This window comes from Bradyrhizobium sp. SZCCHNRI20481 (assembly GCF_032485055.1).
GTDB lineage: Bacteria > Pseudomonadota > Alphaproteobacteria > Rhizobiales > Xanthobacteraceae > Bradyrhizobium.
In genome coordinates this window covers 28,267-50,876 of sequence record NZ_JAUEUE010000007.1, presented here as the reverse complement: position 1 = coordinate 50,876, position 22,610 = coordinate 28,267, and the positions used below count along the sequence as shown (strand labels likewise).

The 22,610-nt window shown below is 65.0% G+C and carries 24 protein-coding genes, 1 tRNA gene and 1 pseudogene; 15 read left to right on the top strand and 11 right to left on the bottom strand.

Annotated elements, in window-relative coordinates; translation table 11 throughout:
* Nucleotides 1–3 precede the first annotated feature (3 nt).
* Entirely contained in the window at nucleotides 4–168 is a 165-nt protein-coding gene (locus tag QX132_RS12935; protein WP_315736932.1) for a hypothetical protein, read from the top strand.
* The gene (locus tag QX132_RS12930) at nucleotides 155–508 is read left to right on the top strand and encodes a hypothetical protein (RefSeq protein ID WP_315736933.1); all 354 of its coding nucleotides are present in this window, start codon (nucleotides 155–157) and stop codon (nucleotides 506–508) included. The genes QX132_RS12935 and QX132_RS12930 overlap by 14 nt, the downstream gene beginning before the upstream one ends.
* Before the next feature lie 64 nt (nucleotides 509–572).
* Here QX132_RS12930 and QX132_RS12925 read toward each other — a convergent pair whose 3' ends face one another.
* Nucleotides 573–1,298, bottom strand: coding sequence for a Crp/Fnr family transcriptional regulator (locus QX132_RS12925; protein ID WP_316161397.1), 726 nt, complete (start codon nucleotides 1,296–1,298; stop codon nucleotides 573–575).
* Nucleotides 1,299–1,422: 124 nt separating this feature from the next.
* On the opposite strand from QX132_RS12925, the gene QX132_RS12920 reads away from it, so the two are divergent.
* Nucleotides 1,423–1,653 (top strand): hypothetical protein, encoded by a 231-nt coding sequence (locus QX132_RS12920; protein WP_315771650.1) that lies wholly within the window; start codon nucleotides 1,423–1,425, stop codon nucleotides 1,651–1,653.
* On the opposite strand, the gene QX132_RS12915 is transcribed toward QX132_RS12920, so the two are convergent.
* Nucleotides 1,654–2,247 (bottom strand): TetR/AcrR family transcriptional regulator, encoded by a 594-nt coding sequence (locus QX132_RS12915; protein WP_316161396.1) that lies wholly within the window; start codon nucleotides 2,245–2,247, stop codon nucleotides 1,654–1,656.
* 199 nt (nucleotides 2,248–2,446) lie between these two features.
* Between QX132_RS12915 and QX132_RS12910 the strand changes: the two genes are divergently transcribed.
* Nucleotides 2,447–2,737, top strand: coding sequence for a hypothetical protein (locus QX132_RS12910; RefSeq protein WP_316161395.1), 291 nt, complete (start codon nucleotides 2,447–2,449; stop codon nucleotides 2,735–2,737).
* Nucleotides 2,738–3,016: 279 nt separating this feature from the next.
* Here the strand turns inward: QX132_RS12910 and QX132_RS12905 are convergent, their stop codons facing one another.
* The 4 genes from QX132_RS12905 to QX132_RS12890 form a co-directional block, all read right to left on the bottom strand.
* Nucleotides 3,017–4,192, bottom strand: coding sequence for a PepSY-associated TM helix domain-containing protein (locus tag QX132_RS12905; RefSeq protein ID WP_316161394.1), 1,176 nt, complete (start codon nucleotides 4,190–4,192; stop codon nucleotides 3,017–3,019).
* Nucleotides 4,193–4,207: 15 nt separating this feature from the next.
* Nucleotides 4,208–6,499: a TonB-dependent siderophore receptor gene (locus QX132_RS12900; protein WP_316161392.1), complete on the bottom strand. Its 2,292-nt coding sequence runs from the start codon at nucleotides 6,497–6,499 to the stop codon at nucleotides 4,208–4,210.
* Nucleotides 6,500–6,884: 385 nt separating this feature from the next.
* Nucleotides 6,885–8,336, bottom strand: coding sequence for a HAMP domain-containing sensor histidine kinase (locus QX132_RS12895; RefSeq protein ID WP_315736945.1), 1,452 nt, complete (start codon nucleotides 8,334–8,336; stop codon nucleotides 6,885–6,887).
* A gap of 249 nt (nucleotides 8,337–8,585) precedes the next feature.
* Complete coding sequence (locus tag QX132_RS12890; protein WP_316161391.1) at nucleotides 8,586–10,145, bottom strand: serine hydrolase; 1,560 nt, start codon at nucleotides 10,143–10,145, stop codon at nucleotides 8,586–8,588.
* A 140-nt stretch (nucleotides 10,146–10,285) separates the two neighbouring features.
* On the opposite strand from QX132_RS12890, the gene QX132_RS12885 reads away from it, so the two are divergent.
* Nucleotides 10,286–10,780, top strand: a complete 495-nt coding sequence (locus QX132_RS12885) for a hypothetical protein (RefSeq protein ID WP_316161642.1) — start codon at nucleotides 10,286–10,288, stop codon at nucleotides 10,778–10,780.
* Here the strand turns inward: QX132_RS12885 and QX132_RS12880 are convergent.
* A complete protein-coding gene (locus QX132_RS12880; RefSeq protein WP_316161389.1) occupies nucleotides 10,763–11,521 on the bottom strand; it encodes an alpha/beta hydrolase in 759 nt (252 codons plus the stop codon). The two genes, QX132_RS12885 and QX132_RS12880, sit on opposite strands and share 18 nt — an antisense overlap.
* A 442-nt stretch (nucleotides 11,522–11,963) precedes the next feature.
* Here QX132_RS12880 and QX132_RS12875 point away from each other — a divergent pair, with 442 nt between their 5' ends.
* The 3 genes from QX132_RS12875 to QX132_RS12865 all read left to right on the top strand — a co-directional run bounded on the left by QX132_RS12875 (nucleotide 11,964) and on the right by QX132_RS12865 (nucleotide 14,210).
* On the top strand, nucleotides 11,964–12,098 hold the full coding sequence (locus tag QX132_RS12875) for a hypothetical protein (protein WP_315736949.1): 135 nt from the start codon (nucleotides 11,964–11,966) through the stop codon (nucleotides 12,096–12,098).
* 296 nt (nucleotides 12,099–12,394) lie between these two features.
* The gene (locus tag QX132_RS12870) at nucleotides 12,395–12,520 is read left to right on the top strand and encodes a hypothetical protein (RefSeq protein WP_284423887.1); all 126 of its coding nucleotides are present in this window, start codon (nucleotides 12,395–12,397) and stop codon (nucleotides 12,518–12,520) included.
* Between the two features lie 112 nt (nucleotides 12,521–12,632).
* The gene (locus QX132_RS12865; RefSeq protein ID WP_316161388.1) at nucleotides 12,633–14,210 is read left to right on the top strand and encodes a 2-isopropylmalate synthase; all 1,578 of its coding nucleotides are present in this window, start codon (nucleotides 12,633–12,635) and stop codon (nucleotides 14,208–14,210) included.
* Nucleotides 14,211–14,246: 36 nt separating this feature from the next.
* On the opposite strand, the gene QX132_RS12860 is transcribed toward QX132_RS12865, so the two are convergent.
* Complete coding sequence (locus QX132_RS12860) at nucleotides 14,247–14,387, bottom strand: hypothetical protein (protein ID WP_315736951.1); 141 nt, start codon at nucleotides 14,385–14,387, stop codon at nucleotides 14,247–14,249.
* A 122-nt stretch (nucleotides 14,388–14,509) separates the two neighbouring features.
* Between QX132_RS12860 and QX132_RS12855 the strand changes: the two genes are divergently transcribed.
* The 5 genes from QX132_RS12855 to QX132_RS12835 all read left to right on the top strand — a co-directional run bounded on the left by QX132_RS12855 (nucleotide 14,510) and on the right by QX132_RS12835 (nucleotide 18,533).
* Nucleotides 14,510–15,526 carry a TRAP transporter substrate-binding protein gene (locus QX132_RS12855; RefSeq protein ID WP_315736952.1) on the top strand — a complete coding sequence of 339 codons (1,017 nt, stop codon included), beginning with the start codon at nucleotides 14,510–14,512 and terminating at the stop codon, nucleotides 15,524–15,526.
* Nucleotides 15,527–15,648: 122 nt separating this feature from the next.
* Nucleotides 15,649–16,215: a TRAP transporter small permease gene (locus QX132_RS12850; protein WP_315778627.1), complete on the top strand. Its 567-nt coding sequence runs from the start codon at nucleotides 15,649–15,651 to the stop codon at nucleotides 16,213–16,215.
* A complete protein-coding gene (locus QX132_RS12845) occupies nucleotides 16,212–17,537 on the top strand; it encodes a TRAP transporter large permease subunit (RefSeq protein ID WP_316161385.1) in 1,326 nt (441 codons plus the stop codon). Before QX132_RS12850 ends, QX132_RS12845 begins: the two co-directional genes overlap by 4 nt.
* A gap of 149 nt (nucleotides 17,538–17,686) precedes the next feature.
* Nucleotides 17,687–18,292 (top strand): Spy/CpxP family protein refolding chaperone, encoded by a 606-nt coding sequence (locus QX132_RS12840; RefSeq protein ID WP_316161384.1) that lies wholly within the window; start codon nucleotides 17,687–17,689, stop codon nucleotides 18,290–18,292.
* A gap of 165 nt (nucleotides 18,293–18,457) precedes the next feature.
* Nucleotides 18,458–18,533 (top strand) — tRNA-Lys (locus QX132_RS12835).
* On the opposite strand, the pseudogene QX132_RS12830 reads toward QX132_RS12835, so the two are convergent.
* From QX132_RS12830 to QX132_RS12820, 3 genes and pseudogenes are all read right to left on the bottom strand, one after another.
* Nucleotides 18,496–18,855: pseudogene (locus tag QX132_RS12830) on the bottom strand (transposase); the annotation flags it as partial. The gene QX132_RS12835 and the pseudogene QX132_RS12830 overlap by 38 nt on opposite strands.
* Before the next feature lie 374 nt (nucleotides 18,856–19,229).
* The gene (locus tag QX132_RS12825; protein WP_316161383.1) at nucleotides 19,230–20,630 is read right to left on the bottom strand and encodes an ATP-binding protein; all 1,401 of its coding nucleotides are present in this window, start codon (nucleotides 20,628–20,630) and stop codon (nucleotides 19,230–19,232) included.
* Complete coding sequence (locus QX132_RS12820; protein ID WP_315736961.1) at nucleotides 20,627–21,289, bottom strand: response regulator transcription factor; 663 nt, start codon at nucleotides 21,287–21,289, stop codon at nucleotides 20,627–20,629. Before QX132_RS12820 ends, QX132_RS12825 begins: the two co-directional genes overlap by 4 nt.
* Nucleotides 21,290–21,448: 159 nt before the next feature.
* Between QX132_RS12820 and QX132_RS12815 the strand changes: the two genes are divergently transcribed.
* Entirely contained in the window at nucleotides 21,449–21,871 is a 423-nt protein-coding gene (locus tag QX132_RS12815; RefSeq protein WP_315771633.1) for a PepSY domain-containing protein, read from the top strand.
* Between the two features lie 252 nt (nucleotides 21,872–22,123).
* Nucleotides 22,124–22,594, top strand: a complete 471-nt coding sequence (locus tag QX132_RS12810; protein WP_315736963.1) for a DUF2271 domain-containing protein — start codon at nucleotides 22,124–22,126, stop codon at nucleotides 22,592–22,594.
* Nucleotides 22,595–22,610 lie beyond the last annotated feature (16 nt).

Sequence of the window (22,610 nt, the reverse complement as noted above, 5' to 3'; positions counted from 1 at the left end):
GCCATGGCTGAACGCGACGCCCGCCGCGCGATCACGGCGTTGTGCGAACAGCGCACGTTGTCGGGGCGAGCTTTATCAGCTATGCAATTAATGGTTGTCTTTTGGGCAGCCACTATCGTGAAGATTTTTCATCTCATTTTGAACGGAGACCATCATGGCAGTCATTGAGCAGACCTCAACCACCAGCACCAACCCGCAGACCGCCTCGGCGTCCTTCCAATGGTCGCTCACGTCCTACGAGGAACAGGGCAATCTGTGGCTCAAGTGGAGCACGAACGCCCCGTTCCGCGCGCAGCAGGGGCAGATCTCCGTCTACAGCGGCAGCAGCTTCCCTTCCGATCCGAAGAAGGACCGCAAGGCCTGGTCGTGGGACAACGAGCATGGCGGCGGCTCGGGATGGGACACGGGCCTGCGCTACGGCTCCGACTGGTACTGCGCCTGGATCGCCGAGAAGAGCCCGAACGGGCCGTACGCCTACGCGGTCACGCTCGTCACCAAGCTCGCCTGAGCTGACGCGCCGTAAGAGGTGGGATCTACGATCCCACGCGATTGGCCGCGCTGAGACCTGTGCCTCAGCGCGGCTGCTTCTTCAGGTGCAGATAGCCGGGATCGAATTCGCCGATCGCGCATAGCCGCGTCCAATCGTGCACCGTCAGCATGCCGCTGCGGAAATCGACGGCGCGGCTGGCGCGCAGATCGACCAGCGTGCGGTTGACCGTCGCGATTGCCATGCCCAGCGCCTCGCCGAGCTGCACCAGGCTCACCGGCAACGGCAACTGATCGTCCCGGACGTGGCCGAGCGCCCTGGCGCGATAGAACAGCTCGCAGAACAGATGCGCCATGCGCGCCGGCTTGCTCCGCGCGCTGTTGTTGGTGACGGCCTCGCGGAAGATCGACGCATCGATCAGCGTCTCGCGCCAGATCGCAAAGCCGAGCGCCGGCCGCCGGCTGATCGCGCGGATCAGCTCCTTGTGCGCAATGCTCGCCACCACCGCCGGCCCAATCGCGCAGACCGCATGATCCATGCGGTCGAGGAACAGCGCCTGGGCGTCAGGCCAGTCGCCTGGCATGTGGAAGGAGAGATATTGCCGCGCGCCGCTCGGCAGCAGGTGATAGCGCGCCACCCATCCGGACAGCACGACGACGGAGCGGTCCGGCTCGTCGCCCTGGCGGATCAGGTCCTCATGATCGACCAGCTCGCGCGGGGCGAAGCTGAGCGTCTTGATCTCGGCGACGTCGTCGTTCGAGAGCTGCGAATGCTCCTTGAGCTTGGTGATGACGGTCCGGTTCGCTTCCATCGCAATCGTGCCCGTGTCGTCCTCTCGCATATCAAATGAGATGATGCCGCCGGCAGTTCCGAACTAAAGTTGAGCGCAGAAGATGCGGGTAAAAGTCACCGGGCGCCGCCTCGGGAGAACAGTCATGCCCCACATTGCGTTCCTCGACGTGGTCCGGCGCTTGTTCGGCGGTGCAGCTGCCGATGGCGAGAGCAGCACGGTGGGGAACGACGGCCGCTCCGATCCGTTGGTGCATCCGATGTCGGATCAGGAGCTCTCGCGCGCCATCCGCGATCTGCGCCGCCATCGGCCATCCGAGACCGCGCCGAACAGACCCGCACGGCGTTCGTCGGCTGCGCGGCGCGATCGCTCGTGACTAGACCGATCGCGCCGGCGCCGTGTCCTGCTCCATCAGAAACAGCATCAGCCGCACCAGCTCGTCCTCCAGCTCGTGTGTGCCGACGAGGCGATGCTCGCGCATGACGGCGGCCCGGATCGGTCCCAGCGCAGCGCGCACCAGGATGAAGCGGCGCGCGGCCGGCATCGTCTCGCTGCGCAATCCCGCCGTCTCGATCAGCCGCTCAGTCATGCGGTCCACCATCTCGTGCAGCGCCTTCTGCAGCTCCGCGTCATGGCCCAACAGGCCGAGCAGATAGCGCCGCACGCGGTGGCGGCCGGCGAACGGGGCAAAGCCCTGGCGCACCGCCGCGCGCACGATCGCCTCGCGGCCGAGCCCGCGATGCGTCTCCAGCGCCTCCGCGAACTGCGCCTCCTGGCGAGCGAACTCGCGCAGCACCAGCGCACGCAACAGCGAGGTCTTGTCCCTGAAGTAGCTGTAGAGCGTGCCGATCGAGAAGCCCGCGCGCTCGGCGATGGCGTTCGTGCTCAGGCCCTTGCCGCCGCCGCTCTGCAGAAGTTGAGTAGTCGCCTCGAAGATCACGTCGAGGGTCTGCCGCGTACGCTTCTGCACCGGGGTTTTTCGAAGCATTTCAGGAGCTTGCTGCACGGTCTGGACCTTGGCTGGCGGACGGGCGAAATCGAGTAGGCGTTGCCGCCGGCTCGGGTTAGATCAGAGCCCGCATGCGGGCGGCCGGACAATGAGTGGATGGGCTCCGGGCCGAGCCTGCTTGCACCGGGCTGAACCTCATTTGAACGAAGGACTGATTGCCATGCTGCGCGTCGCATTCCCGTTTGTCACAATCATCGCCATCTCCCAATGTCTTCTGTCGCAGGCCGCGCTGGCCGGCAACCGCGCCGCCGCCGACAGCTGCGCCGCCAAGCTGTCGCCGGTGGCGAAGCAGATCTACGACGTGACCGCGCCGGCCATCGGCCCGGACAGCGTCGTCAAGGACGCGATCGTCGAGCGTGTCAGGCCGCTGGTGATGGCCGGCAACTTCGATCGCGACACCGCCCGCGCCAACGCCACGCCGGCCGGCGAATGCCTGGTGCTGCTGAAGTAGGTCGCGCCGCGCCCCATAAGGTTTGGAGGCTGCGACGGGACATGAGGCCGCAGCCTCCCGGAGCAGGCGGCGTCGCTCCGGGACAAGCCGGCTTGGCAAGTCAGCCGGCTCGCACATCAATAGGTGATACTGGACCTTCTCACCCGTCACTGGGTTGCCGGTGCCGCGTTCATGGCCGCAGCGCTGCTGGCGGCCTGTCGCTGCTGCCGCACGTGATCATCGCCGCCAACGCCGTCCGGCGCGTGTCGCACGCCCGCGCGGTGGCCTGAGCGCGCGTCCTCATTCGCCCGGAGCGAGCTGGATCGTCCGTGCCGGCTCTGGCCGACGGCGCAGCCGTCTGCGCGAGACGTAGAGCAGCACGCCGGTGATCCCGAACAGCGGCATCAGCGCGGCGGCGAGCATGAAGACGAATTGGCCGGACCAGCCGAGAATGCTGCCGCGGTGGATATCCAGGATCCGCGCCAGGGCGCGCTCGCCCACGGTCTTGTCGGCGTAACGCTCGGCCGCGAGCAGCCGGCCGGTCGCGCCGTCGATGCGGAATTCGTCGCGCCTGCCGTCGTGCGCCTCGCTCGGCCAGGTGCGCACGCGCACCGCCGTGCCGACGCCCGTGGGCAAGGTGATCTGCATCACGGCAAAGCGATCCCCGATCTGTTCGCGCAACGTGGCCCACACCAGATCGAGCGCGACAGGCTTTGCGTCCGCAGACCCGGAGCGGCCCTCGCGCGGAGCTTTGCCGGGCATCGATGCTCCCGACGATGCCGGCGCGAGCAGCGCGGTCAGCCCGTCCTTGTACCAGGCGTAGGAATAGGACAGCCCGGTCAGCGCCATCACCAGGTAGACCGGCAGTACCCACGTGCCGATCACGCTGTGCAGCGAGCGATGCAGGCCGCGACCGTTCAGGCCGAGCTGCGGCTTGAGCCACAGCGTCGTGCTGCCGGCCCGTCGTGGCCAGCGCAGCACGAGGCCCGTGATCAGCAGCACGACGAGTCCGAGCACCGCGGCGCCGGTGATCTGGCGGCCGGCGCCGTTGCCGTCGCCGGGCAGCAGCAGCCAGCGATGCAGGTGGCGCACGGTCGTGAAGAACGCCTCGCCGCGGGGCTCACCGAGCACGCGGCCGAAATAGGGATCGACCAGCAGCGAGGAGGGCCGGCCGCCATCCTCATTGCGCGCGAAGCGGACGCGCACGGCCGCCAGGGGATCGCGCGACAGCGTGATCGCCGAGACCTTGCCGAGCGCCGGATCAGCCTGCAGCCGCGCCACCAGCTCGGCGGGCGAAAGCGGCGCTTCCGTACGCGGCGCGACGTGGGACAGTTTGGCGTTGAGACCGGCCTGGATCTCGTCCTCGAAACCCATGATCGCGCCGGTGATGCCCAAGAGGGAGAGGATCAGCGCGGCCGCAAGACCCAGGACAGAGTGGATCTGCAGCAGCGCCGGTTTGATGCGGAAGGACGTCACGCACGCTTCTCCTTCTCAGAACTTCACCGTGGCCGACAGCGACACCCGCCTGGCATCGCCGACCGCGACGTTCAGCGCGCTCACGGCCGAGGGGTAGTAGACGTTGTCGAACAGGTTCTTGACGTTGAGCTGGTAGATCACCGGCAGGTTCTGGTGCTTCGTCTCGTAGCTCGCGAAGATGTCGGCGACCACATAGGACGGCAGCACGAAGCTGTTGGCGGCATCGCCGGCGCGGTCGCCGACATAGCGCGCGCCGCCGCCGAGCCGCAGCTGGCCTGGCAGGGCGGTACCGAAGTCGTAGACGAGATAGAGCGAGGCGGTGTTGAGCGCGACGTTCTGCAGCCGCTTGCCGGCATAGACCGGATCCTCCGTGACCCTTGCGTCGGTGTAGCCGTAGCTGCCGATCATGCTCCAGTGGTCGGAGAGCTTGCCGGTGACGTCGAGCTCGGCGCCGCGCGAGCGCGCCTTGCCGGCGGTGGTGTATTCGACCACGTTGCTGGCATTGGTCTGCGACACCAGCACGTTGCGCTTGTCGATGTCGTAGACGGCGACGGTGCCGGAAAGTCGCTTGTCGAGGTCGAACTTGAAGCCGGCCTCCCAGGCCGTGCCTTCTTCCGGCGCGATGCTGGAGCCGAGCACGACACCGCCGCTGAGCGGGGCGATCGTCGAGTTCGGCTTCAGCGACTGCGTGTAGCTGGCATAGAGCGAGAGCTGGTCGCTGAGCTTGAGGATGGCGCCGCCGAGCGGCAGCACCTTGTCGGCGGCGACGTTGGTGTTCTCCTTGAACGGCCGGCCGCGGCCGGCGATCTGCTCGTAGTCCATGTAGCGCACGCCGCCGACCAGCGCGACCTTGTCGGTCAGATGCAGCGTGTCCTGCAGGAACAGCGAGTAGGTGCCGAGCTTGTCGGTCTGGTCGCTGTCGGTGGCCGAGATCGTCGTGCCCGGCTGGATCAGCCCATAGACCGGGTTGTAGATGTTGAACGTCGAGACCTTCTGCCGGATGAGGTCCTGGCGATAGATGGTGCGATACTGCGCGTCGCCGCCGACTAGCACCTCGTTGCGCATCCCGCCGATCCAGAAGCCGCCCTGCAGATAGGAGGTGCCGTAGCTGACCCTGCTGAGCGAGCCCCAGGTGCCGTCGTTGCTGCGCGTCTCCGCGCCGGTGGTCGCGTCGATGGAGGTGATGCGCAACTGGTTGGCGCTGTAGGTCTCGGTGTTGTAGCTGTAGGCCGCTGTCAGTTTCCAGTCCTCGTTGAGCCTCTGCTCGACCGAGGCCTGGACGAGGTCGGACTGGCCCCACATGTTGTTGTAGGGCTCGTCGAGCCGCCGCGTCGCGGGGATCGCGAGCGGCGCGCCGTTGACGAAGGCGGTGCCGCGATCGAACGGGCTGATGAACTCGCGGTGCTCGTAGGTGAGCTGGACGGTCGTCATGTCGCCGTACCAGGCGAGCGACGGAGCCACCAGCATCTCGCGGTGGCGGCCGAAATTGCGCCAATAGTCCTCGCCGACGCCGTAGCCGATGAAGCGATAGGCGAGCCCGCCATCGCCGATCGGGCCCGTCACGTCCACGGTGCCGTCCGCGCCGGTCTTGTCGTTGGCATAGGCCGAGCCGAGCAGCGTGACCGAGCCGTGCTGATACAGCTCCGGCCGCTTGCTGATGGTGTTGACGATGCCGCCGGGATCCATGATGCCGTAGAGCAGCGAGGCCGGCCCTTTCAGCACCTCGACGCTCTCGACCGCGGCGGTGAGGCTGCGCCCCTGTACCAGCGGCATGCCGTTGCGCATGATCGAGCCGTCGCGGTTGTCGCCGAAGCCGCGCCGCATCACGGCATCCTGGGTGCCGGCGAGCGTGTTGGTCTGGGTGACGCCAGAGATGTTGGCGAGCGCGTCGTCGAGATTGCGCGGCAACTGATCCTTGATCACCTGCGCTGGCACGACATTGACCGACTGCGCCGCATCGAGCGGCGAGGCGCCGCTGCGCAGGGTCGTCGCGCTCGGCATGGCCCTGTAGTTGAGCTTGGCGGCATCGAGCACCGCGGCCTCGGCTGCGGCGCGCTCGGCGCGCGTCGGCATCGGCGGTGGTTGCGCGGCGCGCCGTGCCGGCTGCGCCTGGGCGCGGCGCTGTGGCGCGCCAGAGGTGGCTTGAGGTTTACGCTTCGGTGTCGACGAGTCCACCGTCACCGGCGGCAGCTCGGATTGAGCATGCAGTGTGGAGGAGCAGAGCAGGTCGGCGGTCAGGGCACTCAGGATCGCAATCGTGTGACACGTGCCGGAGCGCGGATCGCGCCGGCCTTCCATCTTCGTCATCGTTTACTTTCACTTCCAACGTCGCGCCGTTCAAGCGAACGGTTTGCATGACGTGGTGTGTAGCAACGAGGTCGAGCGATGAACACGCCGCGTGTCGTTGAATTGCTCTAAGCAGCGCGGCGCCGAAATGTTCTGAATTGGTTCGGACATGCGCGCGCACGCGGCAGCTTTGCGGCCTCGCGCGCGAACTGATCATGGCGTGCGCAGACCGATGCACGAACGTGCAGACGTTGCGCATGCGCGGCGCTTCTTCACCCGCTTTGGCGAATGAAGCACCGTCGGTCTCATTTTTCGGGACTCGGCGCCGACCCTTGTCAGCGCATCGGCTACGTCGTGCCGGAATGCGCGCTCATCGTGCCCCATCGATGCGCGCGATCGGCAGGGACTATTGTGCCGCGGCGAGCTCCAGCTCCGCCGGCTTGCCGGGCCCGATCAGCGGAATGTCGAGCGTCACGCGCGTGCCCTGCTGCGGCTGGCTGTCGAGCTCGATGCGGCCCCCGAGCGTGGATGCGACGAGGTTGAAGGCGATGTGCAGGCCGAGGCCGGCATTGCCCTTCTCGCGGCGCGTGGTGAAGAACGGATCAAACACCCGGCCGCGCACGTGGTCGCGCATGCCGACGCCCTCGTCGGCACAAACGATGCGCACCGAGTCCTCGCTGGGTGGTGCGACCTCCACGGTGAAGACGCCGCTGATGTCGCCAGGATAGGCATGCGTCGCCGCATTGAAGGCGAGGATGCTGATGACCTGTCCGAGCGCGCCGGGATAGCTGGTGAGCACGATGCCCTCCGGGCAGGAGAGCACGACCGTCAGTCCCTGGCGCGCCAGCAGCGGGCGGAGCTTCGCGACGTGATCGCTCATCCAGCCCAGCAGTTCGAACGTCTGCAGCGTTTCGTTGGCCTGGTCGACGGCGACCTGCTTGAAGCTGTGCACCATCTCGGAGGCACGGTGCAGGCTCTGCGTCGTCAGGTGCAGACCCTGCTGCAGCCGCTCGACCCCCCGCGCCAGATCCGAGCGCCGCACCGGGCCGCCGCCGAGCATGCGGGCGATCGCCTCGACGTCGCCTTCCATCGCCGTCGACGTGGTCAGCGCGAGGCCCAGCGGTGTGCTGACCTCGTGGCCGACGCCGGCGACGAGCTGGCCGAGCGAGGCCAGCTTCTCGGCCTGCACCAGATGGGCCTGCGTGGCATGCAGATCGCGCAACGAGGCCTCGGAGCGTTCCTTCTCGCGCTGCAGCGCCTCGGCGGTGCGGAACTGCTTGCGTGCCTGGTACTCCCGCGCCCCGACGGCATAGAGCGAGAGCAGGCAGGCATTGCCGACCAGCGAATGATCGATGAAGCGCAGGCCGGGCGGCAGCGGCTCGGTCGCAAGACTCTCGGCCACCGCCAGCGCGCTCCAGCTCGTTGCACAGAAGATCGCGTAGGAGCCGGTGCGCAACGGCAGCATGGTGGATACGAACAGGATGACGATGATCATGCCGGCCGCGGAGTAGGTGAAGCCCGACGGCAGCACCCAGTAGATCGTCGGCAGCACGCAGCCGGGGATCACGCAATAGACCAGATGAATCGGCTCGGCCCATCGGCGCGCCGGCGTCGACAGCAAAGCCGTCAGCGGCAACAGCACTAGCGCGGCGGTCCCGCCGCGGATCGCGAACGTGGTCGGCACGATCTCGGGATAGAGCACCCAGTCCCACAGCGTGTAGCCGGCAAAGGTGAGGGCGCCGAGCAGCATCGCGATCTGCGTCCAGGCGGTGCTGCCGCGGACGTAATGGTCGACGAAACGCCGCTCCTCGACGGTATCCTCGAAACGGAGACCCAGACGCTCCAGCAATCTCAACATTATGCCACCGCAATCGAAAAACGATCCCCCGCCGCGGAGTGAGAGCCTCGGCGGGAGGGCAGACATACACGAGATGCGTTGGTTGAGAAAACGACGGGAGATCGCATCCGCCGCCCGCGGCACGCAGAGCGCTATGAGAACTGTTCCAATTCTCGCCGTGCGGCATGTCTCCGCCCAGCCGAACGGAGCCGATCAGTGCTGCAGCATTTGCGCTCGACTTTCGTCAGGCTGCGCAGAGCCGCCGAGGACTCATGGCGCCGCAAGACCCTCGACCACTACGTCCTTGCCGTAGCGGCCCTTCGTTCGGAACGTCACCTTGTCGCCGTCGAAGCTGAGCCGCCAATTGCGCTCCTCGCCCTGGCCAATGAACTGGGCGTCGATCACGAAGGTCGTGGCGTCGATCCAGCTGCCTTTCATGGCCCGGTAGGTGAAGGGCTGCCAGGGATGGGGCGGCGCGGTCTTGCGATAGAGGCCATCGAGGCCGATCGGGCTCTGCAGATGCACCGTGCCTCCGGCGCGGTCCCGCGAGGGGATGTCCCAGGTGACCTGCGGTTCCGGTCCCGTGAGGTCCAGCTTGATCGTGTTGATGCCGAGCGGGCCGGGCGGGAAGCTGTAGGTCTTGCCCGAGATGGAAGCCGCCATCTCCGGCACGGCTCCGACCGGGCCTCGCGTTTCCGTCGCGACCTCGCGGACATCAGCGGCGAGCGCGGCTGCCGCTTCCGGCGCCGCAGGCAGGGCGCTGTCAGATGTCACAGTGGCCGAAATGGTGTTGGCGAGCTTGCGGAATGGACAGAACTCGCGCGCGGTCATCACCGCCACGATGTCGCGGTCGGGCAGCACCATGATGACCTGGCAGTGGTAGCCGACCGCCATGAACACGTGTTTGTCCGGCAGGGCCCAGAACTGATCGGCGTAGGAGAGCCCCGGATCGAACTTCGCATTCATGCTGACGGTGGCGTGGTTGACGGCTTCGATCCAGTCCGGCGGCAGCAATTGCTGCTCGCCCCAGCGGCCGCGCCGCAGATAGAGGTAGCCGATCTTCGCCATGTCGCGCGGCTTCAGCGCCAGCCCGAAACCGCCGGCGGAAATTCCCTGGGCATCCTTGAACCAGGCGTGCTCGGTGATCCCGAGCGGCCCAAACAGCCTCTCCTTGGCGAAGTCCTCCGCGCTCTTGCCGGTGAGCTTCGTGACGATCGCGGAGAGCAGATGGGAGTTGCCGCTGTTGTAGTAGAACATCTCGCCGGGCGCTTGCGCCATCGGCCGGTCAAGGATGTACTGCACCCAATCCGGGCTCCGGCCCATCTCGTAGAGGGATGTCTCGGCGCCGCCGCTATAACCCTCGTCCCAGTCGAACCCGGAGGTCATGTTGAGCAGGTGCTGCACCGTGAGCGCCTGCTTGCGCGCGTCGACATTGTCGATCTTGCGATCCTTGAAGAAGTCGAGCACCGGATGATCGAGACTGTCGAGCACGCCGTCCTTGAGCAGCATCGCAATCAGCGTCGAGACCACGGCTTTGGTCGCGGAATTGATGATGTGCGGCTCGTCGGCCTTGTAGGGCGCGTAGCTGGCATCGAGCACGATGCGGCCATGGCGCGTGATCAGCAGGCTGTCGAACCTCATCGCCTTGCCGGAAGCGACGAGTTTTGCGAGGGCCGCCGAATCCATCCCTTCGTCCTCAGGCGTGGCGGTCGCCCAGTCGGATTGAGGAAAGCGGGCGAGGCTCAAGTCCTCGGCGAAGGCTGCGCTGGAGAACAGCCGGGCCACCAGCAGCGCCGAGAACAACCAAAGTCCGGTCTTGAGACGCGCCATGTCGAATGTCTCCGATGAGCGACTTTCAGGTTATGGTATCAGAGGACCGCAATCCATCAAAGATTGTGTGATAACCGGCGCGCACGTCGAAGAGCCGGCCCATTGCTCGGGCGTAGATTGAGATGAGGATTGAAGTGACCATGCAGGCCGGCATACTTCGACGTTTTCATGACGTTTTTCTTGGTGTTGCATTTGCCGTCGCGGCTCTGCTCACGGTCCTGGCGCGACCTGCTTGGGCCGAAGGCGAACGCGTGATCGCGGTGCCCGAGCTGCATGCGATGACGCCCGAGGCGGGAGATGATGCCGCCCTTCTGACGAGCGCGCTACGCGCGCGATTCCACGCAATGCCGTCGCTCCGGGTCGTCGAAGAGCCTGTCCCGATGGCAAGCCCAGGTCATCCGGATATTCTGCTGCCGCAATTCGAGAAATCGCGAGATCTGCATTTTGATCTCGTGCTGGTCGGCAACGCTGCCGTTCTCAGCGATGGCCGGCACAAAGTCACTCTGCGGATTTGGAACGTCGAGAAGCGAACGCAACTCCTCGGGCAACAATACGTGTTCAGCGCGCACCAGGGCCACGATCAGGAGATTGCCGATCTCGTTCGGGGCGCGCTGGTCTCAGCCCTCTCGCAATAGGACCGGGGGTCCCGCCCAATGCGTCCGCAGCGCAGCCGCGATGCTCTGCGGCCGCTCGACGATGCTCCAGTGGCCGGCGTCCGCCTCGACATGGAGCGGCGCTCCGTGCGCTTGCGCAAACCTGCTGAGCGTGTCGAGCGGCACGAAAGGGTCCTGCGTGCCTGATATCACCAGCCCGCGCCGCGGTAGTTTGTTGAGCCGCGCGATCCAGTCGCCCTTGAGGCGCAGCCCGTCGGCGGAGCGATACAGCGCGAGGATCGCCCGGCGCATCGGGGCCTGCCACGCGGCGGCTTCGCGCGCCGCCAATTCGGATGGCAATCCGTTCTGCCGGAACATCCGCGCCATCGCGCTCTGGGTCGACACCGCCATGAAGATCTCGCCGAGCACAGTCGTGTTCCAGATCCGTGCAATGCGATGTCCCCGATAGTCCGGATCGAGCGCACCGCCGGCCACCGCCCAGGACCGCACCAACTCCGGCCGCAGCGATGCGGCCCGCAGCACCAGCAGCGCGCCCCAATCATGCCCGACCAGGTCGAGCGGCCCGACCGCCGCATGCTGTGCTTCCATCAGCGCGACCAGCCAGTCGGCGTAGGCATCCTTGGTGCAGGCGAAGCCGGCAGGAGCCTCGTCACGGAAGCCGGGTAGGGAGGGGATGGCAACGGTCTCGCCGATGGCGGCGATCAGCGGGCCCCAGATTGCAGGCGTGTCCGGCACGCCGTGGACGAAGATGCGGTTTGTCATGAGGTCATGTTACCACACGCTCGGTCTTCGTATTCGACGAAATTCCCTCTTTCCTTTTTTCAGAAAACGTGCTTCTCTACGCCATCCCGCCTCGTCGAAGAGGGGCGTACGCGTCGTCACGATACGTGGAGTGCGGGGAGCGATGGCCGTGAGGCGCCGGTGGACGACCGGCGTTTTGCGGACGGCGAAGTCGTGTGGTCCTGGCCTCCCGATGCTGAGGTCAAGTTCGTGCCGTTGCGCGAAGCCGCGGCGCGGGCGATGGGGGCAAGAACGCCGATCCCCAGGGAGAGCGCGAAGTAAGCCGTAAAGCCGTTGCGCAGGGAAGGCCGGGTTGTCCTGGCCGATCCTGTGGTTCCTGCCCCGTGCATTTTCTATCGCACGGGGGCCGCGGGTGTCGGCAGACGCCCGGTCTTCCCTGCACCCTCTGATGGAAGAGGGTTCGATGCCGGTGAACAACTCGGGCACGGATGTGTCGCGGGAGCGTGAAATGCGTGCTGGTGCAGATGCCGACAACCACACCCTCACCGTCATCCCGGACAAGCGCGCGGTCACGCGTGCGCCGATCCGGGATCCATAACCCCAGGGAGATCTGCGAGGCACGATGGCCGCTCCAACTCGCCCAGCCAAATCCGCCGCGGCGTATGGATCCCGGGTCGGCGTCCACCAACGCTGGCGCGTTGGCGGCCTTGCCCGGGATGACACTATTTATAGGGATAGCGGCGCGTGCCCGCCCCAATACGTCACCCCTCCTGACCATTATTCGGCGTTGCGAGACCCTCCCATTCCCAGTAAAAGCGCTGTCGAGGGCACCTCGGCAACAAACCGTCAACGGTTTTGCCGCACAGTTTTCGTGTTCTTGCAAAGGGTTTGGCAATGCTGATTCGCAGCGCAGAGATCGAGGCCATCGCCGGGGCAGACGCCCGGACGATCGCGCTCGCCGCGCTGCAGCCCGCCGACCTGATCGGCGCGATCGAGCTTCTGCTTCTTAGCTGCCCCTGAGGGCCGGCTGGGCGGGATGCGCCTGGGCACTCAGGGGGCTGCTTCGACACCGAAACACCCTTCAGCGCCTCTGGAAGCCACGCGCACCACCCGAAAAGTTCGAGGAAAGCAGATGTCCAATCCCGTTCAGTCCGACAAGGACCGCGTCGTCATTTTCGACACCACCCTGCGCGACGGCGAGCAGTGCCCCGGCGCCACCATGACCTTCGAGGAGAAGCTCAACATCGCCGCCATGCTGGACGGCATGGGCGTCGACATCATCGAGGCCGGCTTCCCGATCGCGTCCGACGGTGACTTCGAGGCTGTCAACGAGATCGCCAAGCGGTCCCAGAACGCGGTGATCTGCGGCCTGTCGCGCGCCGGCGCCAAGGACATCGACCGCTGTGCGGAAGCCATCCGCCCGGCCAGGCGCGGCCGCATCCATACCTTCCTGTCCACCTCGCCGGTGCACATGAAGTACAAGCTGCAGATGGACCCGCAGCAGGTGTTCGAGCTGGTGATCTCCTCGGTGACGCGCGCGCGCAACCACACCGACGACGTCGAATGGTCGTCCGAGGACGGCACCCGCACCGAGTTCGACTTCCTGTGCCGCTGCGTCGAGGCTGCGATCAAGGCCGGCGCCACCACCATCAACATCCCAGACACCGTCGGCTATGCCGTGCCGGAGGAGTATTACGACCTGTTCAAGCGCGTGCGCGAGAGCGTGCCGAACTCCGACAAGGCGGTGTTCTCGGTCCACTGCCACAACGACCTGGGCATGGCGGTCGCCAACTCGATGGCCGGCGTGCGCGCCGGCGCCCGCCAGATCGAATGCACCATCAACGGCATCGGCGAGCGCGCGGGCAACGCGGCCCTGGAAGAGGTCGTGATGGCGATGCGCGTGCGCAACGACAAGCTGCCGTACTGGAACAAGATCGACACCACGCAGCTCACCCACGCCTCGAAGGTGGTCTCGGCCGCGACCTCGTTCCCGGTGCAGTACAACAAGGCCATCGTCGGCCGTAATGCGTTCGCGCATGAGAGCGGCATCCATCAGGACGGCATGCTGAAGAACGCGCAGACCTACGAGATCATGCTGCCGGAGACGGTCGGCGTGAAGCAGACCTCGCTGGTGATGGGCAAGCATTCCGGCCGTCACGCCTTCGTCCACAAGCTGGAGGAGATGGGCCACAAGCTGGCAGGCAACCAGGTCGAGGACGCCTTCGTCCGCTTCAAGGCGCTGGCCGATCGCAAGAAGCACATCTACGACGAGGACATCGAGGCCTTGATCGACGAGGGCATGGTCAGTGCCCATGACCGGATCAAGCTGCTGTCGCTGTCGGTGATTGCCGGCACCCGTGGTCCGCAGCGCGCCACCATGAAGCTCGACGTCGACGGCGTGGCGAAGATCGAGGAGAGCGAGGGCAACGGGCCGGTCGATGCCGTCTTCAACTGCATCAAGTCGCTGGTGCCGCACGAGGCCAAGCTGGAGCTGTACCAGGTCCACGCCGTCACCGAGGGCACCGACGCGCAGGCCGAGGTCTCGGTCCGGCTGTCGCAGGACGGCCGCTCGATGACCGCGCGCGCGGCGGATCCGGATACGCTGGTGGCCTCTGCGAAGGCCTATCTGGGTGCGCTCAACAAGCTGGTCATGAAGCGCCAGCGCGACGTGGCGCAGGGCGCGGGTACGGCGGCCGCAGCGGCGAGCTGAGCTCACGATCGTCGGTTGGGGCCGAACCTTGCTTCGTCATTCCGGGGCGACGCGCAGCGTCGAACCCGGAATCCCGAGCTTGGCTTGCGCCAGCGCCAATAACCTCCGGATTCCGGGCTCAGCCGCTTGCGCGGCTGCCCCGGAATGACAGTCATCACCATTTTTGCGCTGCAGCATGGGAATCCCCGCCTCTGCGGCTAACGGTCAATGGCATTCCGGCCGGTGACCCGCTAACAATGTCCTTGGCATACAAAGCGGGGGCGTCATTGCAATGTCCCCCGAAACGTCGGGAGGACACCTTGCACTTCAAGTTTCGCCATGTGATCGCCACCGCCGCCTCGCTCGCGGTGCTCGCTCTGGCCGGCCCGGCCCTCGCTGCCGACAATCCGATCGTGATCAAGTTCAGCCACGTGGTGGCCTCGAACACCCCGAAGGGCCTCGCCGCCGACAAGTTCAAGGAGCTGGCCGAGAAATACACCGACGGCAAGGTCAAGGTCGAAGTCTATCCGAACTCGCAGCTCTACAAGGACAAGGAAGAGCTCGAGGCGTTGCAGCTCGGCGCGGTCCAGATGCTGGCGCCGTCGAACTCGAAGTTCGGCCCGATCGGCATCAAGGAATTCGAGGTGTTCGATCTGCCCTACATCCTGCCCGACCTCGCCACCTTGCGGAAGGTGACCGACGGCCCGCTCGGCGCCAGGCTGCTGAAGCTGCTCGAGCCCAAGGGAATGATCGGGCTCGCCTACTGGGACAACGGCTTCAAGCAGATGAGCGCCAACAAGAAGCTCGTCGATCCCGCCGACTACAAGGGCCTGAAGTTCCGCATCCAGTCCTCGAAGGTGCTGGACGCGCAGTTCCGGACGCTCGGCGCGATTCCGCAGGTGATGGCGTTCTCGGAAGTCTACCAGGCGCTGCAGACCGGCGTCGTCGACGGCCAGGAGAACACGCCCTCGAACATCTATACCCAGAAGATGCACGAGGTGCAGAAGTACATCACGCTGACCAATCACGGCTACATCGGCTACGTCGTGGTCGTGAACAAGAAGTTCTGGGACGGCCTGCCGCCGGATATCCGCGCCGCCTGCGAGAAGGCGATGAAGGAAGCGACCGCCTACGGCAACAACCAGTCGGCGAAGGAGAACGACGACGCGCTCGAGGAGATCCGCAAGTCCGGCAAGACCGAGCTGGTCAAGCTGACGCCGGCCCAGGACGAGGCGATGCGCAAGGCGATGATGCCGGTGTACAAGGACGTCGCGGGGCGCGTCGGCCAGCCGCTGATCGACGAGTTCCTGAAGGAGACGCGCGGCACGACCAACTGATGGCGTGAGGCGAGCGGTGCGCGGGCCATGGTCCGCGCATCGAGGGGGTGAAGCACTCGGCGCGCAAGAAGGCAGACGGCGCAGCCAAGCGCCGCGGACGTTTGATTGTGGGGGTAGGGGACTTGGGCTTTCTGTTGCGCATCCTCGATCGGCTCGAGGAGATACTGATCGCATTCCTGATCGCGGCGGCGACCTCGATCATCTTCCTGGCGGTGCTGCATCGCTATCTGGTCGGCGTGCCGCTGTTCTATCCGCTGCTGTTCCCGATCGACATGTCCTGGGCGCAGGAGCTCTGCATCTACATGTTCGTGTGGATGGCGAAGTTCGGCGCCGCCTACGGCGTGCGCACCGGCATCCATGTCGGCGTCGACGTCGTCGTCAACATGATGCGGCCATCGCTGCGCAAGGTGACGGTGCTGTTCGGCCTGCTTTGCGGAGCGCTGTTCACCTCCATCATCGGCACGATGGGCGCCAAGTTCGTCTACGGCCTGTCGCAGACCGACCAGGTGACGCCCGACATGGAGCTGCCGAGCTGGCTCGTCTACCTCTGCATCCCGCTCGGCTCCTATCTGATGTGCTTCCGCTTCCTGCAGGTCGCCTGGCACTATCTGCGCCACGACGAGCTACCGCATCATGATCATGCGGCCGTCGAGGGCATCGAGACGACGGGCGTGGAGGCCGCGCGATGAGCAGCCTCCTCATCTTCAGCCTGCTCATCTTCCTGATGCTGACGGGCATGCCGATCTCGATCGCGCTCGGCTTGACCGTGCTGTCCTTCGTCTTCTTCATGACCAACGTGCCGACCGAGTCGGTCGCGCTGAAGCTGTTTACCGGCATCGATAATTTCGAGATCATGGCGATCCCGTTCTTCATCCTGGCCGGCAACTTCCTGACCCATGGCGGCGTCGCCCGGCGGATGATCAATTTCGCCACCTCGATGGTCGGGCACTGGTATGGCGGCCTCGGCCTTGCCGGCGTGATGGCCTGCGCGCTGTTCGCCGCCGTGTCCGGCTCGTCGCCGGCCACGGTGATCGCGATCGGCTCGATCATGCTGCCGGCGATGGTCCGCCAAGGCTTCCCGAAGCGCTTTGGCGCCGGTGTCATCACGACGTCAGGCGCGCTCGGAATCCTGATCCCGCCCTCGATCGTGATGGTGGTCTATGCGGTCGCGACCGGCGGCAGCATCGCGCTCGATCCGGCCGGCCACCGCGTGTCCTCGGCCTCGGTGGGGCAGCTGTTCATCGCCGGCGTCATTCCCGGCCTGATGCTGGCGAGCCTGCTCGGCTTCACCACCTTCTACCGCGCCTGGAAGAACGACTACCCGCGGATGCCGCGCGCGAGCTGGGCGGAACGCTTCGTCGCCTTCCGCAAGTGCATCTGGGGCCTGCTGCTGATCGTGATCGTGCTCGGCGGCATCTACACCGGCAAGTTCACGCCGACCGAGGCCGCGGCCGTCAGCGCCGTCTATGCCTTCGTCATCGCGGTGTTCGTCTATCGCGACATGTCGCTGAAGGACGTGCCGAAGGTGCTGCTCGGCTCGGCCAATATGAGCGCGATGATCCTCTACATCATCACCAATGCCGTGCTGTTCTCGTTCCTGATGGCCAATGAGAACATCCCGCAACAGATCGCCAACTGGATGGCGGCGGCCGGCGTCAACTGGATAGTGTTCCTGCTGGTCGTCAACATCCTCCTGCTGCTCGCCGGCAACGTGATGGAGGCGACCTCGATCGTCTTGATCATGGCGCCGATCCTGTTCCCGGTCGCGGTCAAGCTCGGCATCCATCCGGTGCATCTGGGTATCCTGATGGTGGTCAACATGGAGGTCGGCATGTGCCACCCGCCCGTCGGCCTCAACCTCTACGTCGCTTCGGGCATTGCCAAGATGGGCATCACCGAGCTGACCATCGCCGTCATGCCCTGGCTGCTGACGATGCTGGGCTTCCTCGCGCTCGTCACCTACGTGCCGGAAATCTCGCTGTGGTTGCCGCGCATGCTGGGGATGCTTTGAGGCGCGGCAACAAACTGAAACTGATTTGCAAAAACAGAAAGGTATTTGAAGCAATTACATCTTCGTAAGGTCGTACACTCTGTCCAAACTGTAAGTTGAAGGCGCGGAACGGCAGGCTCATGCTGATCCGAGTTTCCAAGGAGGTTGGCATGAGAAGGTTCACTATCGCCGCAGTCGCCGTGCTCGCCATCGCCGGCTCGACCGCGGTCTACGCCCAGCGCGGCTGGTTTCATGATCACATGCACCATGCGCGCATGAATCCGGAAGATCGCGCCGCCATGCTCGATGCGCGCATCGCTTCCGTCCATGCCGGACTGAAGCTGACGGCGGACCAGGAGAAATTGTGGCCGCCGGTCGAGAGCGCAGTGCGCGATCTCGTCAAGCTGCGGTTCGATCGTGCCAACGCGCGGATGAAGGCCGCCGACGAGGCGCAGGACAAGGATGTCGATCCGGTGGCGCGGCTGCGCGAGCGTGCCGACACCATGGCGGTCACGGCGGATGCGATGAAGAAGGTCGCCGACGCCGCCGACCCGCTCTACAAGACGCTCGACGACGGCCAGAAGCGCCGGCTGTCGATGCTGACCCGGCCGATGGGGCGCATGATGGGACCGGACGGTCCGCGCCATCACCGCTGGATGGAGCGCGGCGAGGGCGGCATGGAGGATGGTTCGGGCTTCGGCGAGCATCGCTTCGGCCCGGGACCGATGGGCCGCATGGGCTGGTCCGAGGAGGAACGCGAGTCCGGGCGGCTCTGACAGCCGTTTAACGATCCGTCTGATTTCATTTGGGGAAAACCGCCGCCCGCCGGCGGTTTTTCTGCATCGAAAGTGCCGAAAAATCCTCAGGGATCGCTGGACATCTCGGAATCGCTTTGCTAAACGACCGGCTCTCGCGGAAGGCTTTCTCCGGATGCAAGATCCGGGCGCATAGCTCAGTTGGTAGAGCAGCTGACTCTTAATCAGCGGGTCCTAGGTTCGAGCCCTAGTGCGCCCACCAAGCCTTTCAAGGACTCTTGGCTGATCCCGAATTGGCTGATCCCGTGAAGCCATTCCGACAAGCGGTCATTTCGGAAGATGCCGACCACCGCGGTGCGGCGCTTGATCTCGCCATTGAGCCGCTCGATCGGATCGGTCGAATGCAGCTTGGCGCGATGCGGACAGGACTTTGCTGACTGAAGCCTTGATGCCTTCATCCGCGTCGGAGATCACAAGTTTGACGCCGCACAGCCCACGGCGGGCGAGCACGTGCAGGAACGCCGTCCAGAATGTCTCGGAGGGACGATGTCCATGCCGAGAACCTCGCGGCGGCCGTCGCTGTTCGACATGGCTGGCCGTGAGAATCACGTATCCTTCGCCGTTGTGTTCGATGTAGTTCGCGCCGCGGCTGGCGCTGTTGGCCTCGATCGCGTCGATCACCTGCCTCAAGGACAACCCGTAACCAACGAGCTTCGCCGGATCCGGCTGCACCTGGTACTGCTTGACGAAGCCGCCGATAGCGTCCGGCGCCGGCAACGCCGGGCGCGGTTCTCATCTGCGCCCGGACGATCCAGTCCTGCACGATCCGGAGTCAGACGGAGCGCCGGAAGTCGTCCGTCAGCCGCTCGCCTTCCGGAGTGACCTAGCGGCCGTCGGTCTGCCGGCCTGGCCTCCCGTCGTGGACAGGTGAGGACGCGCCCGGTTTTTCGTATTCTCATCACATGCAATGCGTCGAGCCTACCGCGCCGGGGTTTTTTCCCTTTTTACTCGCACTTTCTTCAACTGGGCCCAAGGCTTGGAGGGAAAAGCGGGCCTGGAAACCACTCTGCGCTCCAGGCAACGGAGATGTTAGAATAAGCTCGCCGCCAACGCCGGAGGCGATGGCTCCTGCAATGGCCAGGCCCAGGCCGGACCCTTCTGCATCAGTACGACCGCGCTCGAAGGGGCGGGACAGGCGCGTCAGCAACTCTGGCGGAACCGGCGGTCCTTCGTTGGTCACCGTGAGCACGCCAATGTTTGAAAGTGTCACTGTGACCGGAGCGTCCGACGCTCCGTGCTTGAGGCCATTCTCGATCAGGTTGCGCGCCAGAATGGCAAAAGCATCGGTATCAATATCCAACAGAACCGGCGTGGCAGGAATATTGAGAACAAGCCGGCCGGCCGTGGCTGGATCGCGCATTATCTCGTCTGAGACTAATTTCAGCGCGGAGGCGATGTCGATCGTCTCCTTGGCTTGAAGGCGCCCGCCCTCGGCCTTTGCCAGTTGCATCAACTTTTCAGACAGTCGCCAAAGCCGCCGCAGCGCCGTCTCGATCTGCTGTGCCCGACTTTGCGCCGCAGCGTCCTGCGTCTCCGCGATCAGCCGCTGTGTCTGCGCCAACGCGGCGGCGATCGGTGTACGCAATTCGTGCGCAGAGTTGGCAGTAAAGCTTCGCTCGGCTTCCAGTGCACGCCGAAGCCCTTCCAAGAGGTGGTTCACAGCGTCGGCAATCGGTGCGATCTCGGAGGGCAGGTCTGCGACCGGAATCGGAGACAGGTCGCCGCTGCCACGCGCCTCTATACCCCTCCCCAGGCGCCTGACCGGCGCCATCGAGACGCGCACGACGCCCCAAACCGCCACAAGACCGAGAGGCACCAAGAGGCCGAGCGGCAGAGCCAGGCCGAGGAGAGCCTTGTTTGCGACCTCGCGACGGTGGGCAAGCGGTTCTGCCACGGCGATCGTCACCGTGTTTCGCAGCGCAGCGTCGAAGTAGAGTCGGTGGGTCGCTGTGTCGACGAACCCCGTCTTGGCGAAAGGCGGAAATATCGCGTCGTCAGCGCGGTGCGAGCGCAGCAGCACGGACCCGCGCGCGTCGCGCACGATATAAGTGAAGTACTCGTCATGCTCCCTCAGGGTCGCAATACGCTGCGAGGTGTCGCCGTCCTCGCGGTCCAGGATGTCGAGCACTGCGAGTGGCAGGATGCGCTGGGCTGTTTCCTCGAGCGCACTATCGAAAACCCTGTTCATTTCGTGGCGCAGCCTTTGAGCTGTCGCGACGGCTGCGACGATCCAGAGAAGTGCGATGCCGAGTCCTAGCCATAGCGAGATGCGCCACTGCAAGCTGCGCGGCGGCATCATGCGCTGTGTCCCAGTCGGTAACCGAGACCACGCACCGTCTCGATGACGTCGTGTCCGAGCTTCTTGCGAAGCCGACTGACGTGCACCTCGATGGTGTTGCTCTCGATCTCTTCTCCAAATGAATAGAGCCGTTCCTCAAGAATGGTCTTTGACAGGACCCGACGCGGTCGCTGCACGAAGGTCTCGAACAGCACCCATTCCCGCGCTGTCAAGTTGATGTTCTTTCCTGCACGGGTGATTGAGCGGGCGGCCAGATCGATCTGGAGATCGCCGATCCCGACAAGGGGATTCGGATTACCGGAATAACGACGCGCGACGGCGTTCAACCGCGCCGAAAGCTCCGAAAGATCGAAGGGCTTGATCATATAATCGTCCGCGCCGGCGTTGAGGCCTTCAATGCGATCGGAGAGTTGATCGAGTGCCGTCAGGATGATGACCGGCGTCACCGTGCCCTCGGTGCGGAGATCGCGCAGGAGCTTGATACCGCGACCGTCGGGCAGCATCAGATCCAGCAGAAGCAGGTCATAGGCCGTGCTGCGCAGATGGTCCTGCGCGGCATCAAGGCGGGTAACCCAGTCAACTGAGTGTCCATCGGAGACGATCTGGTCGCGCACCGCAGCGCCCAGAATCGTGTCGTCCTCAATCAGCAATATCCGCATCGCCTCATTCCGCCCACCCCCCATCCATCTCGGATCATAGATAGTCATAGAGGGGAATCTGACGTTGACCTGACGCAAAAGCCACAGCGTCTTCAGGTCGCCGTCAGGAAACCGGCTCACAAGGACGACAGGTTGAGGCTTCGAACGGGAGCAGGAAACGTGAAAGCGATAGCAGTGATCGTCGCCATTCTGATGGGCACTCTGGCGCCGGGTCTGGCGGTGGCTGATAGTGACGACTGCAAGGTTCCCATGGCCCAATGGCAGCCGCGCGAAGCAGTCGAGCAAATGGCAAAGGCGCGCGGCTGGACCGTGCGAAGGATCAAGATCGACGACGGATGCTTCGAGATTAGAGGGCAGGACGAGAACGGTCGTGACATCGAGGCAAAGGTGGATCCCGCATCGCTCGCCGTGATCCGCGTGAAACAGAAGCGTGGAGAGCACGGCAGGAACCGCGATGATGAGGAAGACGGTGCCCGGCGTGGTGGACGCTCCGGGCCGGGGGGAGCCCCTGAGCCAGCGGGAGTACCGCCTTCCAACGGGCTTTTTCAGGGCGGTGCCGCCCCCAAGGCCGAAGTCAAGTGATGCCGTGGTACGGAGTCCATCTCGTTGGAGCCGTGATCAGAGAAGGTGAGAGTCGGCGCAATTGACTTCCATTGCCTGAGGCGAACGAACACATCGCGTTCAAGGACGCCCCGCCTGCTGCGGGGCGTTTGCCGTTTTTGAAAAGGTCCAACCTGACGGCTGCCTGAAGCAGATTCCGATCGACCTTCAGGAGCACGTCATCTGCGGTCTTCAGTCTTGGTGCGATCAATACGCCACTGCTGGAGACCAACAATGAAATCGCTGCTCGCCGTCCTTGCCGTCACCACCGCGCTGACCGCTCCCGGGCTCGCCATGGCGCGTCCTGTCACGTTGACCACCACGCTCAGCAATTATGGCGGGAACGGAGCCTATCTCGCGCTTTACGTGACCGATTCCACGGGCGCCTATAAAGGCACGCTGTGGGTGGCGGGCTCAAAGTCCAAATATTACAGCCATCTCAGCGGTTGGAACCGAGGATCCCGCGGAAACCCCGCCGAAATCAACGGCATTACGGGGGCCAGCGTCGGTGCCGGCCGGACGCTGAAAGTCACGCTGGACCTCGCGGATGCGCTCTTTGATGCAGGCTACAAGCTCCACATCGATGCCGCCGCCGAGGACATGCGGGACAGCCCGTCCGAGGTGGTCGTTCCGCTGACATCCGCGGGAGCAAGTCGGCCCGCGGCGGGCCGAAGCTACGTCCGCTCCTTCACCTACGCCATGTAGGCCTATGGACAGGGAT